At 66.4% G+C, this 20,674-nt stretch carries 15 protein-coding genes; 10 read left to right on the top strand and 5 right to left on the bottom strand.

What is annotated here, in order from left to right; translation table 11 throughout:
- Positions 1-24: 24 nt before the first annotated feature.
- The 5 genes from KF684_13555 to KF684_13535 form a co-directional block, all read right to left on the bottom strand.
- On the bottom strand, positions 25-774 hold the full coding sequence (locus tag KF684_13555; protein ID MBX3353952.1) for a hypothetical protein: 750 nt from the start codon (positions 772-774) through the stop codon (positions 25-27).
- Positions 764-1,720, bottom strand: a complete 957-nt coding sequence (locus tag KF684_13550; protein MBX3353951.1) for an AAA family ATPase — start codon at positions 1,718-1,720, stop codon at positions 764-766. The genes KF684_13555 and KF684_13550 overlap by 11 nt, the downstream gene beginning before the upstream one ends.
- Complete coding sequence (locus KF684_13545) at positions 1,717-2,226, bottom strand: hypothetical protein (protein ID MBX3353950.1); 510 nt, start codon at positions 2,224-2,226, stop codon at positions 1,717-1,719. The genes KF684_13550 and KF684_13545 overlap by 4 nt, the downstream gene beginning before the upstream one ends.
- Positions 2,227-2,229: 3 nt before the next feature.
- The gene (locus KF684_13540) at positions 2,230-3,219 is read right to left on the bottom strand and encodes a nucleotidyltransferase (protein MBX3353949.1); all 990 of its coding nucleotides are present in this window, start codon (positions 3,217-3,219) and stop codon (positions 2,230-2,232) included.
- A gap of 2,266 nt (positions 3,220-5,485) precedes the next feature.
- On the bottom strand, positions 5,486-5,749 hold the full coding sequence (locus KF684_13535; protein ID MBX3353948.1) for a hypothetical protein: 264 nt from the start codon (positions 5,747-5,749) through the stop codon (positions 5,486-5,488).
- A 380-nt stretch (positions 5,750-6,129) separates the two neighbouring features.
- On the opposite strand from KF684_13535, the gene KF684_13530 reads away from it, so the two are divergent.
- From KF684_13530 to KF684_13485, 10 genes are all read left to right on the top strand, one after another.
- The gene (locus KF684_13530) at positions 6,130-7,095 is read left to right on the top strand and encodes a hypothetical protein (GenBank protein ID MBX3353947.1); all 966 of its coding nucleotides are present in this window, start codon (positions 6,130-6,132) and stop codon (positions 7,093-7,095) included.
- Positions 7,096-7,738: 643 nt separating this feature from the next.
- Complete coding sequence (locus tag KF684_13525; protein ID MBX3353946.1) at positions 7,739-8,173, top strand: hypothetical protein; 435 nt, start codon at positions 7,739-7,741, stop codon at positions 8,171-8,173.
- A gap of 209 nt (positions 8,174-8,382) precedes the next feature.
- Positions 8,383-9,906 (top strand): TolC family protein, encoded by a 1,524-nt coding sequence (locus KF684_13520; GenBank protein MBX3353945.1) that lies wholly within the window; start codon positions 8,383-8,385, stop codon positions 9,904-9,906.
- 24 nt (positions 9,907-9,930) lie between these two features.
- Positions 9,931-11,352 (top strand): hypothetical protein, encoded by a 1,422-nt coding sequence (locus KF684_13515; protein MBX3353944.1) that lies wholly within the window; start codon positions 9,931-9,933, stop codon positions 11,350-11,352.
- Between the two features lie 3 nt (positions 11,353-11,355).
- The gene (locus KF684_13510) at positions 11,356-14,607 is read left to right on the top strand and encodes an efflux RND transporter permease subunit (protein MBX3353943.1); all 3,252 of its coding nucleotides are present in this window, start codon (positions 11,356-11,358) and stop codon (positions 14,605-14,607) included.
- Between the two features lie 18 nt (positions 14,608-14,625).
- Complete coding sequence (locus tag KF684_13505; protein MBX3353942.1) at positions 14,626-15,132, top strand: hypothetical protein; 507 nt, start codon at positions 14,626-14,628, stop codon at positions 15,130-15,132.
- 102 nt (positions 15,133-15,234) lie between these two features.
- Complete coding sequence (locus KF684_13500; protein MBX3353941.1) at positions 15,235-15,888, top strand: hypothetical protein; 654 nt, start codon at positions 15,235-15,237, stop codon at positions 15,886-15,888.
- A 289-nt stretch (positions 15,889-16,177) separates the two neighbouring features.
- Complete coding sequence (locus tag KF684_13495; GenBank protein MBX3353940.1) at positions 16,178-18,445, top strand: heavy metal translocating P-type ATPase; 2,268 nt, start codon at positions 16,178-16,180, stop codon at positions 18,443-18,445.
- Between the two features lie 42 nt (positions 18,446-18,487).
- The gene (locus KF684_13490; protein ID MBX3353939.1) at positions 18,488-18,946 is read left to right on the top strand and encodes a hypothetical protein; all 459 of its coding nucleotides are present in this window, start codon (positions 18,488-18,490) and stop codon (positions 18,944-18,946) included.
- A gap of 267 nt (positions 18,947-19,213) precedes the next feature.
- Entirely contained in the window at positions 19,214-20,623 is a 1,410-nt protein-coding gene (locus KF684_13485) for an efflux RND transporter periplasmic adaptor subunit (protein MBX3353938.1), read from the top strand.
- Positions 20,624-20,674: the final 51 nt, after the last annotated feature.

Genomic DNA, 20,674 nt, shown 5'->3' with positions numbered 1-20,674 from the left:
GCCGGGGGCGGTAGCTCCGGCGCTTCAGGCTTGGCTGGTTGTGATCCCGTTCTTCGCATATGCGAGTATGTCGATCGCGGGCACGGTCGCAATGCTGCGAAGCCGGTCAATTAGCCGCAAGAGAAACAACGCGAGAGCGGCGTTCGAGTGCTGAGCATCGATCGCGGCGGAATCCGGCTCAGTGTACCTGACCTCGAACATTCCCTGCTGGGCCGAGCATCCGATGTCAAGCCGGCCTTCCTTGGAGGTCGTGTTGATGGCCGACGCGAACGGGGAATCGAACGGTGGGCACCAATCACAGTCCACGGTCAGCAATCCGCCGATGATCTCGTGAAGCGGCTTTGCTTTCAGGAGCCCGCTTGCCGTCGGAATGTCGATGCTCGTTCTGTGCAAGACTCTCACGCTTGCAATCTTGTTTGCCGCGTACCTCACCTGCTCCGCGTTCATTCCCTGCTTGACCTCGAACACCGCGTACACACTCTCGGCCGGTACATAGAGGGCATCGCCATAGTTCAGCACGAACGGCGAGTACTGCCGGTCGTGGATCACGATGTCAATCTGGTCGCTGCACGCGCCTTTCGAGTCGATGACGAACGCACGGTTGACCTTGTAGCGTTTGGGTAGATGCTCGTAGAGCATCTTGATCCACTGGCCTTCGGAAACGGTGCCCATCGTACCGGTATGTCCCACCGTGCGGCGCGTAATGCCCAGTTCGCACGCGAGCCGATCGTGCAGGGCTAAGAACAAATCGTTCAGGCAGGGTTTACCGGCCATGATGAGCTCCATGCTGTGCGGCGGGCGCTTGCTCCCGGAACGGCGGCGTGGGCTTCAACCCCATCGCGATCTCAACCGCTCGCTTGCCGATAACGGCCCGTTCTGGGAACGCATCGAGCACGAGCGTCGGGATGAGGCGTTGGGTCAGGTCGGAATAGGTGAAGCCGTAGGCGCGACCGTCTGCCTCGCCGGTTGCGTCGGCGAGGTGACCGAGTTCGCGGTCGGTGATGCCGCTTCCCACGAGGCCGTCCTTGAGGACATACAGGCGTTGCTCGCGGCTAGGACGTGCAAATTCGAATACGGCGGCGGCGCGACGGCGGATAGCGGGGTCGATGGCATCCAAGCGATTCGTACACATGACCACAGCAACCGGAAGCCGCTCGGCGGCGAGGTCGTCGACGCCGCGGATCAGGGCGTTCACGCCCGCGCGGTCCTCGTGGTGCATTTGGGCCGCTTCGCGGGATTGAGCCAACGCATCGGCCTCGTCGATGAGAAGAATGATGCCGCGCCCTGCCTTGCCGTCACTGCCTCGGGTCTTGCCGACTGCTTCGCGAACCTGCTTGAACGCGCCGGAGATAAGCCGGGTCATCTCGCCGACCGCGCCGCTACCGCGCGTGTTCAGGCTCAGGGCGTACAACTCGACCCGCACCCTTGCTCGCTTTGCTACTTCGTTCCCGAACGATCGAGCAAGAGCAGTCTTGCCAGTGCCCACATCGCCGGCCAGAAGGAAGAGGGGTGGGCGCGAGTGGAAGTACTCCACGGCGGCCAGTTCGCCTTTGTGGTGCGTCTTGTTCCAGTCACGCAACTGTCCCGGATCGACGAGAAGAAGGGTCTCCTTGACGAGCCGGGCCTTGTGCTCATCCAGACCGACAAGCCGGTCGTAGTCGGTCTGCCCGCGAGGGTCTGGGAGCGTGATGACATCCTCGAACAGATCAGTCTGATTCAAGAGACACCCCCGAGCACGGCACGGCGAACGCCGCCCCCACCCGAGATGTACGACTTGTCCTCGATCCACCCACCCGGGGCTTTCGGTTCCTCGCCGGACACTCGCTGGATAGGCAAGCCCGCCTTGTACCGGGCGCGAGCGTCTTCCCCGATGCTCCACCACTTCTGCGAGTACGTGAGGTAGGACGTGAAGTACGCACCAGCGGTCTCCACTCCTCGCTTGACCGTGCCGGATCGGTCGCCTTCGCCGGTCGTGCCAAGCGACAGGGCGGTGTACCTCAGCGTCGCCGGCAGCCACGCGCCGTCCTTCTTGAACCCGTACATGACGGTGTCCAAGTAGCCGTCGCCCAGAAGCGTGACAAGTTCGCCCAAGTACTTTTCAATCTCCTGATCCGACGGGCAGCCGTACGCCATCTGCATCTGGCGGAGGTCGGCGGCCACCTTACCGCCGACCCGGCGGGCATCGGAGGTGGTGAAAGTCGAAGTGGTCGTGTAACTGTGCGTCATGAGTTACCCTCTGAACGAAGTCCCCAACACCACCCGCCACATGGCGACGGCATCGGCTTTGGTCGAGGCGGTGTGGGCTTCGATCAGGGCGTTGAGCGCGTCCTGCGCGGCTTCCACGATGAGTTTGCGATTGGCTTCGGTGTACTGCGAAGCGACGTTGTTCTTGGCGTTCACCGGGTCGAAGATCTGCACCACGTCCGGCAACGACCCCGGCAGGTCCGACGCGGGGTAATAGTCCTTGAACGCGATCCGACTCTTGAGGCCGGTCGAGACGATGTAGTTGAAGAAAGCCTCCATCCCCTTGCGGTAATCGGAGAAGTCCTGCCCGCCGTCGGCGAGGTGAGCGCAGATCAGTTCGACCATGAACGACTTGAACCGGAAGTTCGCATCCTTCGCCTTCTGCTCGGCGGCCCACCACTTGATGAGGCGCACGACCTGGGCGAAGTGCTGCGGCTGGGCGTCCTTGCGCTTGCGGGTGAACGCAATGTGCATAGGGATGCTGGTGAGCATCAACCGGCCCGTCTTCTTCGACACCAGCCAGCCCTTGTCCTGCGGGTCGCCCTCGTAGAACACCGGGACGATGTCCACGTCCACCCCGGCCTCCTTGAACTTGATCTTGACCGAGAACTCCTGCGGCTCGATCTGGTCAGGGCTCATCTGCGGATAGGCCTTCCGGAGGCGTTCCGCAATCCAGTTGGAGAGTTGACGGTTGGCTTTTCGCTCCCCGTCATACGTGATGTAGAGCGCGATATCGACATCGCTGGAGGTGCGGAGTGCCGTGCCCTTTGCCAGGCTCCCGGACAGATACGACTTGGCGAGACCGCAATCGGGATGGTCCTTCATCCACTTCCCAAGGCGCTCGCGCAGGTCGTTGACCTTCTGGCGGCGCTCCTTGGCGATGTCAGCGGGCAGGTTGACCTTGTCCTCCGCGAAGCGGCGGACGTCGGCGTGGGCGATGGGTGGGTCGATGAGCGTGGAGGTGGGGTTTGGCATATTCCCCGGGTTTGGGCAAGGGGAATGCCAAACTTCGCAAACGAACGGCGCAGCCAGAAATGTGGCTCATCGGGCTCAAAACGGCATGTGGCGACTGCCCCGTCCTGCCAAAACCCTGCCAGCGCGTGAACGCTCACTAACCGATCTGCCGTAATGGCAGACGCGCGGAGCAACACCACGGGAATAGTTAAGGTACTGGAGGGGCGGAGAGTGTATCGGCTCGCGCTGGTGTGTCAACAACATAAGCCGGTGTTTCATCCGTTCATCCGCGTGAATGGAAAGAACGCCCGACGCCGCCACCGTCCCATTCTCGGCTTCCGACCACAGCCCCGTTGCGGCCGCGAGCGTTGACTAGGCAGAGCATGTAGCGGGTTGGCAGTGCCGCTTGTATCGGCGTGAGCCCGGCACAGATGGTCGGCGGCACGGTTTCCCGGCGAGGCACTGGCGTCCAGGCACTCGGGCCGAGATCATAACTTGCGGCACTGCGTCGCCTGTGCGAGAGGAAGTCCAGGAGCGATGACCCGCCGCGATTCGTCGAATCGCGGGCCGCGGCGTGGTCATCTTGTGACTGGAGCAGAAGGAGAACGGGGAACAGCGAGTCATTCGGACGGGCGTGAGGGGGTGAATCCTCGTGCCGCGTCTTGGCGATTCGCGGGACGGACCGGCCGGACTTGGTCGAACGGGTGCTGCGCACGCGTTCACTGAGCCGTGTCCGGCGGCCGTGGTGCATCGAACCTAGATCGGATCGAGCACCCAAGTCAAACCCCAATCAGAGCGAGGAATGGAGCGTGGGCTGGCACAGCCGCTGACGCTCCGGTGTGCGGGCCAGCCCGCCAGCCTGAAACACCGTTCTCCCGACTGCCGGCCCGCGGGCGCCGAGGATGGCCCGCGTTCGGGAGGGTGAGCATGGGAGCGAACATTCAAGAGCGGACCGGCACGCGGCTGGCGCCGGAACTGGCGACGAAGCCGGTGGGCGGGTTCGTGTTGATTCCGGCGTGGGCGTTTCTGGCGGCGTGGTGGGCCTGCAGGACGGGTGATCTGCGGCCACTGGACGTCCGGGTCTGGCTGGCGAGTTTCGAGGCCGTGGCGAGGCGATGCGGCGCTCGCAAAGGGTGCCGTGCGGCGTACACGACAGGCGAGCTGCGGGTGTTGACGGGGGCGGGGTCGGACCGGTCGGTCCGCGAGAGCCTGCGGCGGCTGAGCCGGGTTGGATTGGTCGCCTGGTCGCGAGAGAGTCTGCACCTCGCGGGAGCGGTCGAGGAGGTCGTGCTGTCGAGGCCAGGGCCGATGCTCGATGCGATGGCACAGGTCGCGACGCCGTCGCGGCGAGTGCCGGTGCCGCGGCGGCTGGTGCGTGAGCTGTGCTTGTCGAAGTCACCGACTCTGCTGGCGACATCGTTCGGGCACCTGCTGCGGTGCCTGTTCAACCGGCGGAAGGCGTGCTCCTCGGGCGGGCTGTGCAAGGCGTCCTGGGTGGCCGAGGTGTTCGGCATCAGCGGGCGGAGCGTGAAGCGTTCGCGGGCGACGCTGTCGACGGCGGGCGTGCTCCGGCGTGAGCGTGCACCCCAGCGGGTGATGAACCGGCACGGCGGGTGGTCGGCGTGGAACCTGCGGTGGCAATCGACGCCCGGGGCGGGACTCGTGCGAATGCGGGCTGGTGTTCGCGTGCAGTGCTTCCGCCTGTCACCCCCAGTGCTCGCCGGCGGCGGCGGCGTGTCACCCCTTAGAGACACGTGCAACTCCCTTGCGGGATCTGAAAACCATCAACCGACGGCGAACGCGGTGCGGCGACCGGGCACGCGGTGCAACTCCGATGGTGCTCGTGCCTCGCCGTGGGACAGGCCGCGAGCGGGCGGACATCCTCGGGGCCTCGGGCACGTGAGGGGCGAGGACCTGCGGAGCGTGGGGGGCCTGGCCCGGTTGTATTCGCGGGCTGTGGCTGCGGGACTCGCGACGCGGAGCGAGTCGGGAGCGATGGCGTTCGTCTCCGCCGCGGCCCACGCCCGGCGGGTGGCGTCGAGCAACGCGGGCGGGCTGTTCGCCACGGTGGTGCGGGGCGGGCTGTGGCGGTTCATTTCGGGTGAGGATGAGAACCGGGCCCGCGCAGCGGCCCGGGCGGTCTGGCGGATGGTCAGCCAACCCGCCTCGCGGCCTGGTGATGAAGCTGATCAACGACGACACGATCGCAAAGAGGAGCTCCCGGCCGAACGGGTCCGCGAGCTGGTGCGGCGGTCACTCGCGTCGGTGGACCCGAGCCGCGGGAGTCTCACCGCTCCTGGTCGGTCGGACCCAGCAGCCGGCCGAGGGCCCGATGGACGAGGCGGATCACATCCTCGTGGTCGTTCCCGAAGGTGCGGCACGAATCGGTCGGGAGGCCCGCACGGTCTTGCCCAACGGAGTGCGTGATGCGCACGTCGTAGGTCTTGACGCCGCCGGTTCCCTGGCCGGTGTTGGTGAGCGTGACGCGTGCGAGGCACTGCCTGCGGCCCGAATCGCCGCCCGGGAGCTTGTCGATGGTGATCTCCAGCATGTACAGCGGTACGGACGGGAGGAGTGGCCGGGTGCGACGCACACGCTCATAGGCGATTCCAGGGACCAGATCCCCAGTGGGTTGGATTCCCTCGCTGGGTGTTCCTGCCGGCTCGGCGGTCGTCGTCGGGGCTCGCAAGGGGGCCCCCGATGACGAGCGCAGCGCCGGCTGCCCGCACGCTGCCCCCACCCGGTGCTTGCGGGCCGGCTTCCCCCGCCCCCCACCACACACCCCGCCGGACGGCATGAGTCCGAGGGGCTCCGGAGGATTTTTTCACGAGGTGTGCCGGCGGAGTGATCCCTCATCACTCGGCCGGCGAACCGAGTGCACGACCGGAACCCGGCACGAGGCCGGGCGGGCGTGGAACGGGAGGTGCGGTCGTGGAACCCCAGCAGTACTGGACTCATGAAGGATTCCTGGAGGGGATGGGCCGCGAGGCGGCGGGGTTCGCTGTCGATGAGAGCTGGGAGTTGGAGCACTGGGCCTTCGTCGAGGATCTCCGGCTCTGCGATCCGTACTTCTTCTACTCCGTCGGCAACCAGACACTCCGGCTCCTGAACGACGGACGCCCGCTGGAAGCGTTGCGGTCTCTGGTCATCGACAGCGCCCTGTTGGATGACTCGGCGGTCGAGATCATCACGCGGCCGGACTCCTACCTGAGCCGGCTCATGAAGCTGTGGGTCCGCTGGTCGGAGGTCACCGACGAGGGCGTTCGGATGCTCTGCGAGCCCGACGCGATGCCGATCCTCAATGACCTGAACCTCCGTCAAAACTGGCTCTCGGGCGAATCACTCCGCCTACTGCTCGGTCGCGGCACGGGCCTCTGCCATCTCGTCAGGCTCTGTGTCGCGCAGAACTACCTCGGCCCCGCCGCGACCGAGTTCCTGCGGCACGAGGACTCGGCATTGGTCAACCTTGAGGCCCTGAACCTCGGCTTCTGCGGGCTCAACCATCGGGCGTTGATGGACCTCGCGCACGGCGACCGGGCGCTCCCGAGCCTGCACCGCATCGGTCTGGCCGGCAACCAGATCTCGGACGAGGACCTGGCCTGCTTCGCGGCCTCGGGCACACCGTTGGTGAAGCGAATCACGCACCTGGATGTGAGCGACTCGCCGCGCGTCAGCGACGAGATGTTCGATCTGCTGGAGGGGCCAGGCCAGAACCTGACGGCGATCACCCGCCTCTCGCTGCGGCGGAACGACCTGACCGACCACGTGCTTCGGAGGATGCTGTTCCCGGACATGTTCCCCGCCCTGCGGGTCCTGGATCTCCGCGGCACGCAGGTGAGGGAGTCATCCCTCGGCGAACTGAACCGCCATCGGCCGCGGCTTCGGGTGATGCTGTGACGCACTTCAGTGTCGTGCATCCAGAACCAACCACTCACCACAATCATCGTCGACACTTAGACCGCGCCACTCAATCGTGCTGCACAGACGCGAGCCGTCAACGTCTCATCGCGTTCGACAAGGATGTTCGCGCCGATGTTGGACAAGCAGACACACGTGGCACCTCCGGTCGAGTAATGGCGGCTACGAAGTACGGCAGGTTGGAGGATCAGTACTCCCCGTTCAGAGCACCTGCCCTCAAGCCTTGACCGGACGCGCCTCGGCGACGGTCGAAAGCAGAGTCTCCGCATCAGCGACTCTTCCGAGGCTCGCGTGTGCGTGCTGCCCCCCATGACCCGCCTTTGGGCGATGGCGAACCCGAGATCGCCGCACCCCGCTGCGGATGCCCCAAGCGGTGCCATCCGGTCTCCCAGCCAGTAAGTGAACTGGCGCGAGTGCTGTGGGCACGGGCCTGGCAAGCTTTGTATCCGCAACCCCGACAAACGGGTTCTCGGCGGTCCAGCAGCACAAGCAGCCAAGTCTTGGGCGGTTAACGCGCGGCGCAACCCAGGAAACGAGCGAACCGAAGCCTGACTGAAGCGGTATACTCTGCCCAGCCGATACACCACACCAGATGTCCCCAGCCCTAGTCAAACTCGTCGCCATGCTCCTGCTCGTCGTGCAGGGGGTGATCGCGTCGGCTTCGGGGCGGGTGCTTTGCATTCCGGTCGGAGACTGCGGAACGCACGAATCGGAAACTGCCGAAGTGTGCTCGCATTGTGACACGCAGGGCATGGCTCACGCGGGAAGCGGCGTTGGCGCCCCGGGCCACGACGAGGGACCGTACAGCACCGCGTTTCACCCCGACGACGAGTGCGGCTGCCACCTTCATGTGCCGGTCCCGGGCGAAGAGCAGGTTCCCAACAACCCCAAGGGAGATGGGCAAGACCTGAGGCTTTTGGTCGTTCCCCTGCTTGTTGCCGTCGTCATGGCTTGGGATTTCGATCCCCCGATTGCCGTGCCGCCTCGTGTCCAGCCCCCCGATTTCAGCGCCTCCGATCAGGTGTTGGCACTGAAGACGACCCGTCTCCTCATCTAGCGCCGACGTTCCCGCCCGCCGCCTTTCGGACGATTGTCTCGATTGGCGGGCGATGTCGCTTTCCTGCTGTGGGCCTTTCGGCATCCACGCAGGTCTTGGCGTTGTTCCCACCACAACTTGGGCTGGATCTCGCTTAGCGGTGTTCGCCGCGGTTCCGCGTTGCGGACGGTCCTGATGGGCAGAGCTTCCACCTGTTTGGAGACTCCTTAATGGTCAGATCACACGAAGACCGGTCCGAAGGCGGACTGCGCCGGCGATTCGCGGGGCTTTCGCTGGCTGCACTCGTCGCTCTCGCCGCGGGAGGCTGCCAGTCGTACGAGCGACGGCCGCTCGACATGACCGGACACCAAGCCGCGTTTCTGGCACGCACGCCGGAAAGTCCAGAAGTCAGGACGTTCGCGGAAAGCCTCGCGGCGAGGTCACCATCGCCCGCTGACGGGATGGTGGCGTTCGACCCCGGCGACGGCATCACGTGCGAGGAAGCCGAGGTCATCGCCCTCGTGTTCAACGCCGACCTCCGAGTCGCTCGCCTCCGGGCGGGAGTCACGCAGGCGAACGCGGAGAACGCAGGGCTTTGGGAAGACCCAACGATCGGCGTTGACCTCACTCGCATCATCGAGAGCACTCCTGAGCCGTGGAAGGTCTTCACGAGCGTGGGACTCACGATTCCGATCTCAGGGCGGCTAGAGATCGAGAAGCAGCGGGCCGGCGTGGAACACGCCGCAGAACTCGCACGGGTTGCCCAGCGCGAGTGGATGGTGCGGACGTCGGTCCGCCGAGCATGGAGCGAGTGGTCGGCGCTGGACGCGCAGCTCGCGGTCACGCGCGACTTCCTGTCCCGCGTGGACCAGATCCTATCGGTCGTCGACAAGATGGAGCAGGCGGGGGAGATGGCCAGGACCGAGGCGCGGCTCTTCCGTATCGAGAAGGCAACCAAGGCAGCGGACCTCGCCGTTCTTGAGTCCCGAGTTCGCGAGGCGGACCTTCGGCTACGCCAGCTCATGGGGATGTCACCCGACGCCCCGCTTCGGTTGCACGCCGACGGCGTCGGGCCGGCCCGGTCGAGCGTGCACTCCGGGACGGACACCGCCGAGCTCCAACGCCGGAACCCGGCGATGCTGGTCGCGACCGCCGAGTACGAGGCCGCCGAGAAGGCCCTCGAACTCGAAGTCCGCAAGCAGTACCCGGACTTGCACATCGGTCCTGGCTATGGGAACGAGGACGGCCAAGACCAGGTGCTGCTGGGGCTGTCCGTGCCAATTCCGATCTTGAACGCCAACCGTCGCGGCATCGCCGAGGCGCGAGCGCAGCGCGAAGTCACCCGTGCCGCGGCCGAGGCCACGCTGGAGCAGACCATCGCTGCCGTTCGCTCGGCCGAGGTGCGGCTCATGGCTGCGGCGCAGCGCCGCTCGACCCTGGAATCGGAGATCGTCCCGCTTGTCGACGCGCAATACGCCGATGCCCGCCAGGTGGCCCGGCTGGGCGAAGTGAACACTCTGGTGCTTTTGGAGAGCCTGACGCGGCAACAAGAAGCCAAAGTCGGGCTCGTTGAAGCGGTACGCGATGAGGCGCTCGCCGGAGTTGATCTGGACGAGCTTCTCGGCCCCGAAGCGTTGACGTCTCCGGGTGGGCCGACCGCGATTCCCGTTGCTCCGGGAGCTGCTGCTCCTTCGGGCGGCACGCCAGCTTCCGAAAGCACCCCCACGAACCCCGCCGGCGCGGCCGCGCGCTGATCGCCTCCGCACAAGGAACACACCATGAAGAACATACTCTGCACATTCTCGAAGATGCTGCTCGTCGGTGGGCTGGCCCTGTCCATGCCGCTCGCATTTGCCCTCACCGGCTGCGAGAAGAAGGAAACGGCGCACGGCACGGACGACGGGCACGACCACGGAAGCGAAGGAGGCGGTACGGGGTCGGGCGCGAGCACCGATGGCGAGTCCGCTCCTTCCAACCGGGTCGACATCCCCGCCTCGGTCCGGCAGAACCTCGGCATCACGTTCGCCAAGGTCGAGTCTCGGAACGTGGAGCAGACGCTCCGCGTCCCGGGACGGTTCGAGCTCTTGCCCACGGCCCGGCGCGAGTATCGCACGCCGCTATCGGGCCGAGTCGACATCCTGGTGAGCCAGTACCAGAAGGTCGAACCCGGAACGCCGCTCTACCGAGTCGATGCCGCCGCGTGGCGTGACCTGCATGAACAGATTGCCGCAACATCGGCAAGAGTCGAGTCAATGGCTCCGCTCTTGGCAGCGCAGGCTGAGCACGAGAGAAGTCTTACCGAGAAAGTGGCTCTCTGGCAGGAGCGGCTGGATCAACTGGACACCCTCCGAGACGCCGGAGGTGGAAGTGCGACGCAGTTCACCGAAGCTCGGGCGACGCTCAATGCGAGCCAGAGTGAACTGTCCGTTGCCCGCGGCAGGAGCGCGGAGCTCGCCGCACAGAAGAAGCAGGCCGAGGCCGAGCTTCGGTCGCTGACCTCGCGGCATGAACTCCTCGTTCGGGGCGGCAACTGCGGCGATCGTCACGAAGGCCTCGATGCAGGAAGCGGATACACGGTGTGCGCTGTTGCTGAGGGAGTCGTTGAATCGGTCGGCATCACACCGGGTGGCCTGGCCGAAGAGAACGGCCACATCGTGACACTGGTGCAGCCGGACCAAATCAGGTTCCGCGCCCGCGGCTTGCAGTCCGACCTCGGACGATTGCGTGACGGCCTGCCGGCCAGGATCGCGGCTCCGCAAGGCGGAAGTCTGCCGCTGCAAGACGCGATGAGCGGCGTGCTTCAGATCGGTCTCGCCGCTGATGCGGACGAGCGAACTGTGGATCTTGTCGTGGTCCCTGAGACGCTCGCTCCGTGGGCACGCACTGGAGTGTCGGCACACCTGGAGGTGACGCTCGCCGGAGGAACTGAGGAGCTGGCGATCCCGCAATCGGCCGTTGTGCGCGACGGCGCTCGGGGGATCATCTTCCGACGCGACCCGGCCGATCCCGACAAGGTGATCCGCATGGAGGCCGACCTCGGCCTCTCCGACGGCCGATGGGTCGTGATCGCCAGCGGAGTCAAGGAGGGTGACGAGATCGTGCTCGGCGGCAACTTCCAGTTGATGCTGGCGACGAGCGGCGCGTCGGAGAAAGCCGGTCATTTCCACTCCGACGGGACCTTTCACGAGGGGAGCCACTAAGCCATGCTCGCCAGACTCATTGCATTCTCTCTGCGGCAGTCATCGCTCGTCGTCGTACTGGCGGGATTGCTGCTTGTGTTCGCCGGCGTCAAGGTCAAGGACATGCCGGTGGACGTCTTCCCCGAACTCAACGCTCCCACGGTGGTCGTGATGACTGAGGCCGGGGGCCTGGCCGCCGACGAGGTGGAGCTCAACGTCACCTTTCCCATCGAGACGGCTGTCAACGGTCTGCCGGGCACGCGGCGCGTCCGAAGCGCATCGGCCACCAGCCTGTCGATCGTGTGGGTCGAGTTTGACTGGGGCACGGACATCTACCGCGCGAGGCAACTGGTATCGGAACGGCTGAGCGCGGTTCGGGAAAGCCTGCCGCCGGACACTCACGCAGAGATTACACCCGTCACCAGCATCACCGGCGAGATCATGCTCATGGCCTTGTCGTCGCCCGACGGCTCGGTCAGCCCCCTCGACATGCGCTCGTTCGCGGAGTTTGACCTGCGGAACAAGATCCTCGCCGTGCCGGGCGTGGCCCAGGTCGTCGCCATCGGCGGCGAACTGCCGCAGTACCAGATCAACGTGAAGCAGGACCAGCTCGCCCTGTACGGCCTAACTATCTCCGATGTGGTCGACGCCGCCAAGGGGGCACACTCGACGGCCAGCGCCGGGTACGTCCCCAACTGGGAGAACCAGGAACTGCCCATCCGCCAGACCGCCCGCGTGACCAGCGCCGAGGACATCAAGAACACGCTGGTCCGGATTCACAACGGCGCCGCGGTGACGATCGGGCAGGTGGCCGACGTGCAGCTCGGCCCCTCGCCCAAGCGCGGTACCGCGTCCGACCGGGCGCTGCCGGGCGTAGTCATCAGCGTGCAGAAGAGCCCCGGGACCAACACACTCAACCTGACGACGCAGATCGACGGCGTGCTGGACCAGATGGAGAAGGCCATGCCCAAGGGGATGGTCCTGAACCGCGACCCCTTCCGGGCCTCGCGTTTCATCGAACGGAGCATCAACAACGTCGTCAAGGTCTTGATCGAGGCGAGCGTCATCGTCGGGGTCATCCTCATCCTTTTCTTGCTCAACGTGCGGGCCACGATTGTGACGCTCACGGCCCTGCCACTCTCGCTCGCCGTGGCGATCCTGCTGCTCTGGGCGTGGGGGCTGTCGATCAATGTCATGACGCTGGGCGGACTGGCGGTCGCTATCGGCGAACTGGTGGACGACGCCATCATCGACGTGGAAAACGTCCTGCGGCGGCTCAAGGAGAACGATGGGCTGCCCGAGGGTGAGCGCAAGGGGCTGGTGGAGGTCATCTACAACGCCAGCAACGAGATCCGCTCCTCGGTGGTCTTCGCAACCATCATCATCTGCATGGTGTTCGTCCCGCTGCTGTTCCTGCAGGGTCTTGAGGGACGCTTCTTCCAGCCGCTGGGTATCGCCTACATCATCTCGATCATGGCGTCGCTTCTGGTGGCGCTCACGGTCACGCCCGCGCTGTGCAAGTGGCTCTTTGCGGGCTCGTTCGGCAAGAAGTCCAAAGACGGGCATGCCGCGGGCGGGCACGGAGAGCATGACGGGTGGCTCGTGCGCAAGCTCAAACGCCGCTACGAACCGGCCCTACGCGCGAGCGTCCGCAATCGCGGCGTGGTGCTTGGGGGCGCGGGGTTGCTCACCGTCGCCTCGCTGGTGCTCATGTCCACCTTCGGCACATCGTTCCTGCCCGCATTCAAGGAGGGCACGTTTACGGTCTTCCTGCTCGCCCCCCCGGGCACATCGCTGGTCGAAAGCAACCGCCTGGCCGTGGGAGTTGAGGCTCAGTTCGTCCAGATCGAGGGCGTGTCGAGCGTCACGCGGCGCACGGGCCGGGCCGAGCGCGATGAGCATGCCGAGCCCGTGAGCAGCTCCGAGATCGAGGTGACGATGAAGGCGGGTGTGGACCAGGACATGGTCCGCGCCGCGATCGACCGCATCATCGCCAACATCCCCGGCATCACCACGATGGTGGGCCAGCCCATTGAGCACCGGCTCAGTCACGTCTTGTCGGGCACGCCCGCGGCCATCGCGATCAACGTGTACGGTGAAGACCTCAACGTGCTGCGCTCGCTCGCCAAGGAGATCGAGTCGGCGATCAAGCCGATCCCCGGCACGCGCGATGTCGCCGCCAACCGCGAGATTCTGATTACCTCGCTGCCGATCCGCTACCGCCCGCAGGACCTTGTCGCCGCGGGGCTCTCTCCCGCGGCGGCGGCCGAGCAGGTTCAGCAGGCGCTCTACGGCGAGACTGTCGCGGAGGTGAACCAGGGCGTGCGGAGGTACGAAATGGTCGTGCGCCTGGCCGAGAGCGAGCGGGACCGGATCGACCAGATCATGGACCTGCAACTGCGCGGCGCGGGCGGTGCGATCGTGCGCTTGCGCGAGGTGGCCGACATCGGGCCGGAGAAGACCAGCAACCTCATCGCCCGCGAGAACGCCCAGCGCAAGGCCGTGATCTCGACCAACGTCGCCGACGGCTACAACCTCGGGCAGCTGGTGGCGCAGGTGCAGGCCAAGGTGGACCCGATCGTGCAGAAGGCGGGGTACACCGTCCACTACGGCGGGCAGTTCGAGGCCCAGCAGTCCGCCAGCCGCACGATCCTCATCATGGGGGCGGGCGTGGCCGTGTTCATGTTCCTGCTCTTGCAACTGTCCACGGGCAAGGCCCGCGTGGCCCTGCTGGTCATGCTCAACCTGCCGCTGGCGCTCATTGGAGGCATCGTCGCGATCTTTCTGACCGAGAGCCCGTCGATCGCGGGCAACGCCTTGGCACTCTTCGGGCTGTCGTCCTCACGCTACATCGCGCCGGTTATCTCCATCGCCAGCATGGTGGGCTTCGTAACGCTCTTTGGCATCGCCGTCCGCAATGGCATCCTGCTCGTCAACCACTACGACCATCTCCAGGAGCGCGAGGGCAAGTCGATCGGGGACTCGATCATCCAGGGGTCCTTGGAACGCTTGGTCCCGATCCTGATGACGGCTCTGGCCGCGATGCTCGGCCTGGTGCCGCTCGCGCTCGCCAAGGGCAAGCCCGGCAGCGAACTGCTCGCCCCGCTGGCGATCGTCGTGCTGGGCGGGCTGGTCTCGTCCACGTTCCTCAACCTGTTCGTTGTCCCCGCTGGCTACGCGCTGGCGTTCAGGGTGAAGCGAGATGCGCCGGATCGTCCGGGGCTGCTCGCCCGCCTGCTGCGTCGTTCCGCCAAGAAGTCCGTTCCCTCAACCTGATCGCACGGAGAATCTCCTATGAACACCGTTCGCACGATCCAACTCCTGCTCGCCCTTCCCGCCTTCGCGCTTGCCCTGTCGATGAGCGCGTGCGAGAAGAAGTCCGAGACGCCCGCCAAGCCTGCCGCCGGAACAACCGGCACTACAAAGGCCGACGGGCACGACCACAAAGACGGTGACGACCACGACCACGGTCATGGGCACGGACCCAGGACCGAACTGGGCAGCCAGTCGGCGGGCGGCATGACCATCATGGCCGCACGCGAGGGCGATGTGACCCCGGGCGGCGAGGCGACGTTCGACATCGGCGTCACCGGCGGCGCGGGCAAACCCGCGGCGGTGCGTGTGTGGGTCGGCACGGAGGACGGCAAGGGCTCGATCAAAGCCAAGGCCGAGGCCGAGGGTGACGGCTGGCACGCGCACGCCGAGGTGCCCAAGCCGCTGCCCTCCGGGAGCAAACTCTGGGTCGAGGTCGAAACCTCCACGGGTGAGAAGCACGTTACCGGGTTCGACCTCAAGTCGTAGACCGTGCGCTCGTCGCACACCGTCCCGGCGGCGCGGCCGGGCGGAATACCGAAGACACGTCCCGGCGGCACGCGCCCGGCCGCCTTGCTTTGGAGCAACACTATGAAGAATCCGAATCGCTCGTCCATCGTCCTTGGGCTCATCGCCGGCGCGGCGCTCACCGCCGCCGCGGCAACGATGATGGGCCAGGGGGCCGCGCAGCGCGCCCCCGCCGACACGCAGTACTTTGTCACCGCCGACGACGGCGAGGCGCACCTGTGGCTCCGCGAAGGCAACACCCTCAAGTTCGTCGCGCACGGCGAGTGCGGCGAGTGCAAGGGCAAGGACCACGACGACCACGACCACAAGGAGGGCGACGGGCACGACCACGCCAAGCCCGCCGCCGCAGCGCCCGCGGGCGGAGCCGGGAACACCGGGCACGACCACGGCGATCACGGGCATGGCGAAGGCGGCGCGATCGGCACGGCCACCATCGGCGTGTGGACCGTGTCGGTCTCGGGCGAAGTGAAGGCCGGGAGCGAGGCCCACCTGGACATCAATCTTTCGGGGAGCACGGCCCGCCCCGCAGCCGTGCGCGTGTGGATCGGCTCACAGGATGGCAAAGGGGCGATGAAGCAGAAGGCCGACGGGGGCGGCGCGGAGTTCCACGCCCACGCCGACGTGCCCAACCCCATCCCCGCGGGCGCTCAGCTCTGGATCGAGATCGACGACGGCAAGGGCAACAAGTCCGTCGGCGGGTTCGCGATCAAGAAGTAATGGTGGGCGTGGGCGCGGCTCCACGCCGCCGGCGCGCGACGTCGGGCCGGAGGGGAAGCACGCCGCTCGATTCCGAACTGGCTGGAGTTCATTCCAGACCGGTTGGAATCAGTTGCGCATGTTCTGAAGCGCACTCCCGGCGCGTGGGAACACGCTCCCGGGGGATTGGGAGACGCTCCGGGCGACTCGGAACGCATTCCAGACGGATTGGAATGTGTTCCCGACGGCTTGGACTCACACCGGGCTGAGTTGAAAGACGGCGGCGCGGGCCGCTGGGAAAGATTGGTTCATGCCCACCGTCAAGACCATCCTCGCCATTGACCAACTCGACTGCGCCGCCGAGGAGCAGGTGCTCCAGAAGGCGGTGGGCGGGATGCCGGGGGTCGCGATCGTGGAGTGCAACGTGGTGACGCGTCGGATGAGCGTGACGCACGATGCGGCGAGCGTGACGGGCGAGGCGCTCGCGGCGAGGGTGCGCTCGGTGGGGATGACGCCGACGATCATCACGGCTTCGGGCGCGGACGGCGAAGCGGCGGGCACACACGGCTCGGGAACACACGCGCACGGCGCGACCGCCGGGGCCGACTGCGGAGGGGCCGCGTGCGCGTCCGACGCCGTGCACGCGGGACCGGCATACGACACGCGACCGTGGTGGATCAGGTACGGGCCGTTCATCCTCTCGGGAGTGCTCGCGGCGGGGTGCGAAGCGGCGTACTTCGCGGGCGTCGAGGAGACCTCGTGGCCGATCATCGCCGCATCGGTCGCGTCGATGCTTCTGGGGGGCCGCGAGACGTTCTTCAAGGGCTGGATCGCGCTCAAGACCTTCACGCTCAACATCAATTTTCTGATGTGCGTGGCGGTGATCGGCGGGGCGGTGATCGGCGCGTGGCCGGAGATCGCGCTGGTGGTATTCCTCTTCGGCCTCGCCGAACTGATCGAGAAGAAGGCCCTGGACCGCGCCCGCGATTCGGTGCGCGGCCTGATGGCGATGGCCCCTGACGAGGTGAGCGTCAAGCAGCCGGATGGTTCGTGGCGCACAACCAATGCGGGCGCGGTGCCCGTCGGCGCGGTCGTCCAGGTGAAGCCCGGTGAGCGGCTGGCGCTCGACGGCGTGGTGGTCGCGGGCGAGTCGAGCGTGAACCAGGCTCCGGTCACGGGCGAATCCGTGCCGGTGGAGAAGAAGATCGGCGACAAGGTCTTCGCAGGGACCATCAACGAGTCGGGCGTGCTGGAGTTCAAGACTTCGGGCGGCAAGGACGAGACTACGCTGGCCAAGATCATCCGGACCGTGCAAGAAGCACAGGGAAGCCGCGCGCCGACGCAGCGATTCGTAGACAACTTCGCCCGGGTCTACACGCCGATCGTCTGCGTCGTCGCCGTGCTGGTCGCGGTGGTGCCTTGGTTGGCGTTCAACCAGCCGTTCTACCCGTGGCTCTACAAGGCGCTGGTGCTGCTGGTGATCGCGTGCCCGTGCGCCCTGGTGATCTCGACGCCAGTGACGGTGGTGAGCGGCCTGACGGCGGCGGCCCGGCGGGGGATTCTCATCAAGGGCGGCGTGTATCTGGAGAACGGCCGCAAGCTCAAAGTTGTCGCGCTCGACAAGACGGGGACCATCACCGAGGGCGAGCCACGTGTGACGGACGTGCAGCCCGTTGGCAGCGCGAGCGAGGACGAAGTGCTGCGGGTCGCCGCGAATCTGGATGCGCTCTCGCAGCACCCGGTGGCGATTGCGGTTGTCGCCGCATGGAGCGGCGAGCGGGCGAGCGTCGAGGGGTTCAAGTCGCTCACGGGCCGGGGGGTTGAGGGGATGATCGCGGGCGAGATGTACTTCGTCGGCAACCACCGGCTCGCGGAAGAGCGGAGGGTCTGCTCGCCCGAAGTCGAGGCGGTGCTGAGCGGGTTCGAAGTGCAGGGCAAGACGGCGGTGGTGGTCGCATCCGTCTCGCGCGTGCTGGGCGTCATCGCGGTCGCCGACACGCCCCGCGAAAGCAGCGTGGAGGCGATCAAGTCGCTGCACGACATGGGCATTAAGACGCTCATGCTTTCGGGCGACAATCAGTCCACCGCTTCGGCCATCGCCAAGGCGGTTGGCATCGACGAGGCCAAGGGCGGGATGCTTCCCGAAGACAAACTCGCCGAGATCGAGCGTCTTACGAAGGGGCATGGGGATGCCATCGGCATGGTCGGCGACGGGGTGAACGATGCCCCGGCACTGGCCAAGTCCACCATTGGCTTTGCTATGGGCGCGGCGGGGACCGACACCGCACTCGAAACCGCCGACGTAGCCCTCATGCAGGATGACCTGCGCGGGCTGCCCGAGTTCATCGCGCTCTCGCGCCGCACGGGCGCGATCCTTACTCAGAACATCACGCTCGCGATTGGAATCAAGGCGGTCTTCTTCGCCCTCACCCTGGCCGGGTGGGGCACGATGTGGATGGCCGTGATCGCGGACGTGGGGGCCAGCCTCCTGGTCGTCGGGAACGGGCTGCGGTTGTTTGGGTGGCGGACGGGTCTGGCGGACACTCTTGGGTCGAACAAAGGTGGGAGCCCCGCCTAAAGTGAATCTGGCGTTCGTTTGGCCGATACACTGATGGACACCATGCGTCACCCCCTGCTCCGCATCTTGGTCGCCCTGCTCATCGGCGTGGTCACGCCGCTGTGCTGCTGCCAGGCGATGGCGTTGGCGGGGAGCATCTGCGATGGTCGCCACTCAGCGGTGTCCAATGCGGATTCGTGCTGCCACGAATGCCCGGGCGACCCGGCTCCCGATCAACAGCAGGACGCACCAACCAACGATCATCCTGGGCCGCCCGATGAGTGTCCCTCGTGCCCGTCGTGCCAGGGCACAGCGGTAGGCACGGGCGCGAAGGCCGAAGCAAGCCTTCCGGTGTTTGAGGAGCTTTCGAACGGGTTGGCGAAGATCGCGCTCGCGGTGCTCTGGAGTCTGCCGCCGCGGGAAGTTCACGATGCGCCGGCACCGCCCGGCTGGGCGGCGGACCCGCCGTTCGTAAAGGCCAACCGCGAAGCGCTGCGGTGGCACTGCGCGCTGCTCATCTAGTACATCCCTGCAACGGACGCACGCCGTCCGAACTGTCCCCGCGCGAGCGATTAAGTGTTGCACGCGCGCGAGGGTACGTCACAGGCACCCGCCGCTTTACAGGGAAGACCCATGACTCCAGCGCAGACCGATCTGCGGGCGCTCCGTCGAGCTCCGCGGCCCACAGAACAACAACAAGGCCAATCGCCAGCCACATCGCCCGGGAATACCGCGGTGATCGCGCGCCCAAAGGCGAGATGGGCCACGAGACTTCTGGTTCCGGGTGCCGTGCTGCTCGCGACCGGCGGGCTCCTCGCGTACGCCGCCCGCGATGCGATCCAGCCACGGCTGGAGGTGTATGTCGCCGCGACCATCCCGAAGGAAGGCCCTGTCGCAGTCCCGCCCGTTGACGGCGTGAACGCAACATCAGAGCTGGCGGAGGCGCCTGCCAACGCACCGTTGGGGCCGGTCGCAGTGCAGGCACCCGGGTGGATCGAGCCCGCGCCCTATGCCGTCAGTGTGCCTGCGCTCGCGGAGGGGGTGGTCAAGGAGGTTCTGGTTCTAGAGGGCGAGCGTGTCGAGGCCGGGCAGGTAATCGCTCGGCTGATCGACGACGATGCCCGACTCTTGCTCCGCGCCGCCGAGGCGACCGTCGCGGAGCGCGACACCGACGTTGCACGCGCTCACGCGTCGCTCGCGACCGTTGAGTCACAGGTCGAAGTGGAGAGAACTGCCGCCGCTGAACTGCGCGACGAGGTAACTCGCAAGCGTGAGCTGGTCCCGGTCGGCGGACTGAGCGAGGGCACGTTCCGCCGGATGGAGATCCGCTTGGGCGGGTTGGAGGCCAAGGTCGCCACAGCGGAGAAGATGGTGAGCGAGGCCCGAGCCGCCCTCGCGCAAGCGAAGGCGGCCCATGCCGCGGCCCACGTGCTGCGCGACGAGGCCGAGCTGCGGCTGGCGCGGATGGAGGTGCTTTCGCCCGTCGCGGGCGTGGTGCTCGCCAGGTTGGTCGAGCCGGGTTCGCGGATCAGCATGAGCGGCAAGGGCGGGGACGCGGGGCCAAGCGGGGCCATGATGGGAGCGGTACTCCGCGTCTACGACCCGGCGAATTTGCAGGTGCGTGTGGATGTGCCATTGGCGGACGCTGCCAAGGTGAACGTCGGCACGCGGGCCACGGTCAGCACCGAAGCATTGGCGGACCAGACGTTCAGCGGCGTGGTGTCGCGGGTCGTGCACGAGGCCAACATCCAGCGGAACACCGTGCAGTTTAAGGTCGCGATTGATGATCCCTCGCCCATTCTCAAGCCGGAAATGCTTACCCGCGTCAAACTCCACGCGCCCGCCGCCGCCGCACAGCGGCTGGGCTCGAGCGCAGGGGGCGGTGCAGGCTCTAATCACGGCGACCGCGGCAACATGACGCTGCTGGTGCCGACTGCTGCCGTTACCACAACGGGTGAGGGCAATGGCCAAGTCTGGGTGGTGGACATCAGCGGCGGCAGCTCCGTCGCAAGACGGCGGGACATCTCCACTGCACCCTCGGCCGATGAGGAGTTCGTCGTCGTGACCAGCGGGCTCCGCCTCACCGACCGCGTCATCCTCGACCCGCCTCCGTCGCCCGCCATTCAAGACGGGACGCGCCTCAAGGTGCTTGGTGAACGAACCGGCGCGACGGCGGCGCGCAGTCCGACCACCCCGTAACGCACCACTCCCGACCACACCGGCAACTGGCTCGCCGCCCGAAAGAACCGA

This window comes from Phycisphaeraceae bacterium (assembly GCA_019636675.1).
GTDB lineage: Bacteria > Planctomycetota > Phycisphaerae > Phycisphaerales > UBA1924 > JAHBXC01.
The sequence above is the reverse complement of the archived record's forward strand: the minus strand, read 5'-3'. Positions and strand labels throughout refer to the sequence as shown.

Excerpts from the sequence above, each read along its gene's own strand:
- KF684_13555 (MBX3353952.1), bottom strand. The coding sequence starts at position 774 with ATGGCCGGTAAACCCTGCCTGAACGATTTGTTCTTAGCCCTGCACGAT.
- KF684_13545 (MBX3353950.1), bottom strand. The coding sequence starts at position 2,226 with ATGACGCACAGTTACACGACCACTTCGACTTTCACCACCTCCGATGCC.
- KF684_13540 (MBX3353949.1), bottom strand. The coding sequence starts at position 3,219 with ATGCCAAACCCCACCTCCACGCTCATCGACCCACCCATCGCCCACGCC.
- KF684_13535 (MBX3353948.1), bottom strand. The coding sequence starts at position 5,749 with ATGCTGGAGATCACCATCGACAAGCTCCCGGGCGGCGATTCGGGCCGC.
- KF684_13525 (MBX3353946.1), top strand. The coding sequence starts at position 7,739 with ATGCTCCTGCTCGTCGTGCAGGGGGTGATCGCGTCGGCTTCGGGGCGG.
- KF684_13520 (MBX3353945.1), top strand. The coding sequence starts at position 8,383 with ATGGTCAGATCACACGAAGACCGGTCCGAAGGCGGACTGCGCCGGCGA.
- KF684_13515 (MBX3353944.1), top strand. The coding sequence starts at position 9,931 with ATGAAGAACATACTCTGCACATTCTCGAAGATGCTGCTCGTCGGTGGG.
- KF684_13510 (MBX3353943.1), top strand. The coding sequence starts at position 11,356 with ATGCTCGCCAGACTCATTGCATTCTCTCTGCGGCAGTCATCGCTCGTC.
- KF684_13505 (MBX3353942.1), top strand. The coding sequence starts at position 14,626 with ATGAACACCGTTCGCACGATCCAACTCCTGCTCGCCCTTCCCGCCTTC.
- KF684_13500 (MBX3353941.1), top strand. The coding sequence starts at position 15,235 with ATGAAGAATCCGAATCGCTCGTCCATCGTCCTTGGGCTCATCGCCGGC.
- KF684_13495 (MBX3353940.1), top strand. The coding sequence starts at position 16,178 with ATGCCCACCGTCAAGACCATCCTCGCCATTGACCAACTCGACTGCGCC.
- KF684_13490 (MBX3353939.1), top strand. The coding sequence starts at position 18,488 with ATGCGTCACCCCCTGCTCCGCATCTTGGTCGCCCTGCTCATCGGCGTG.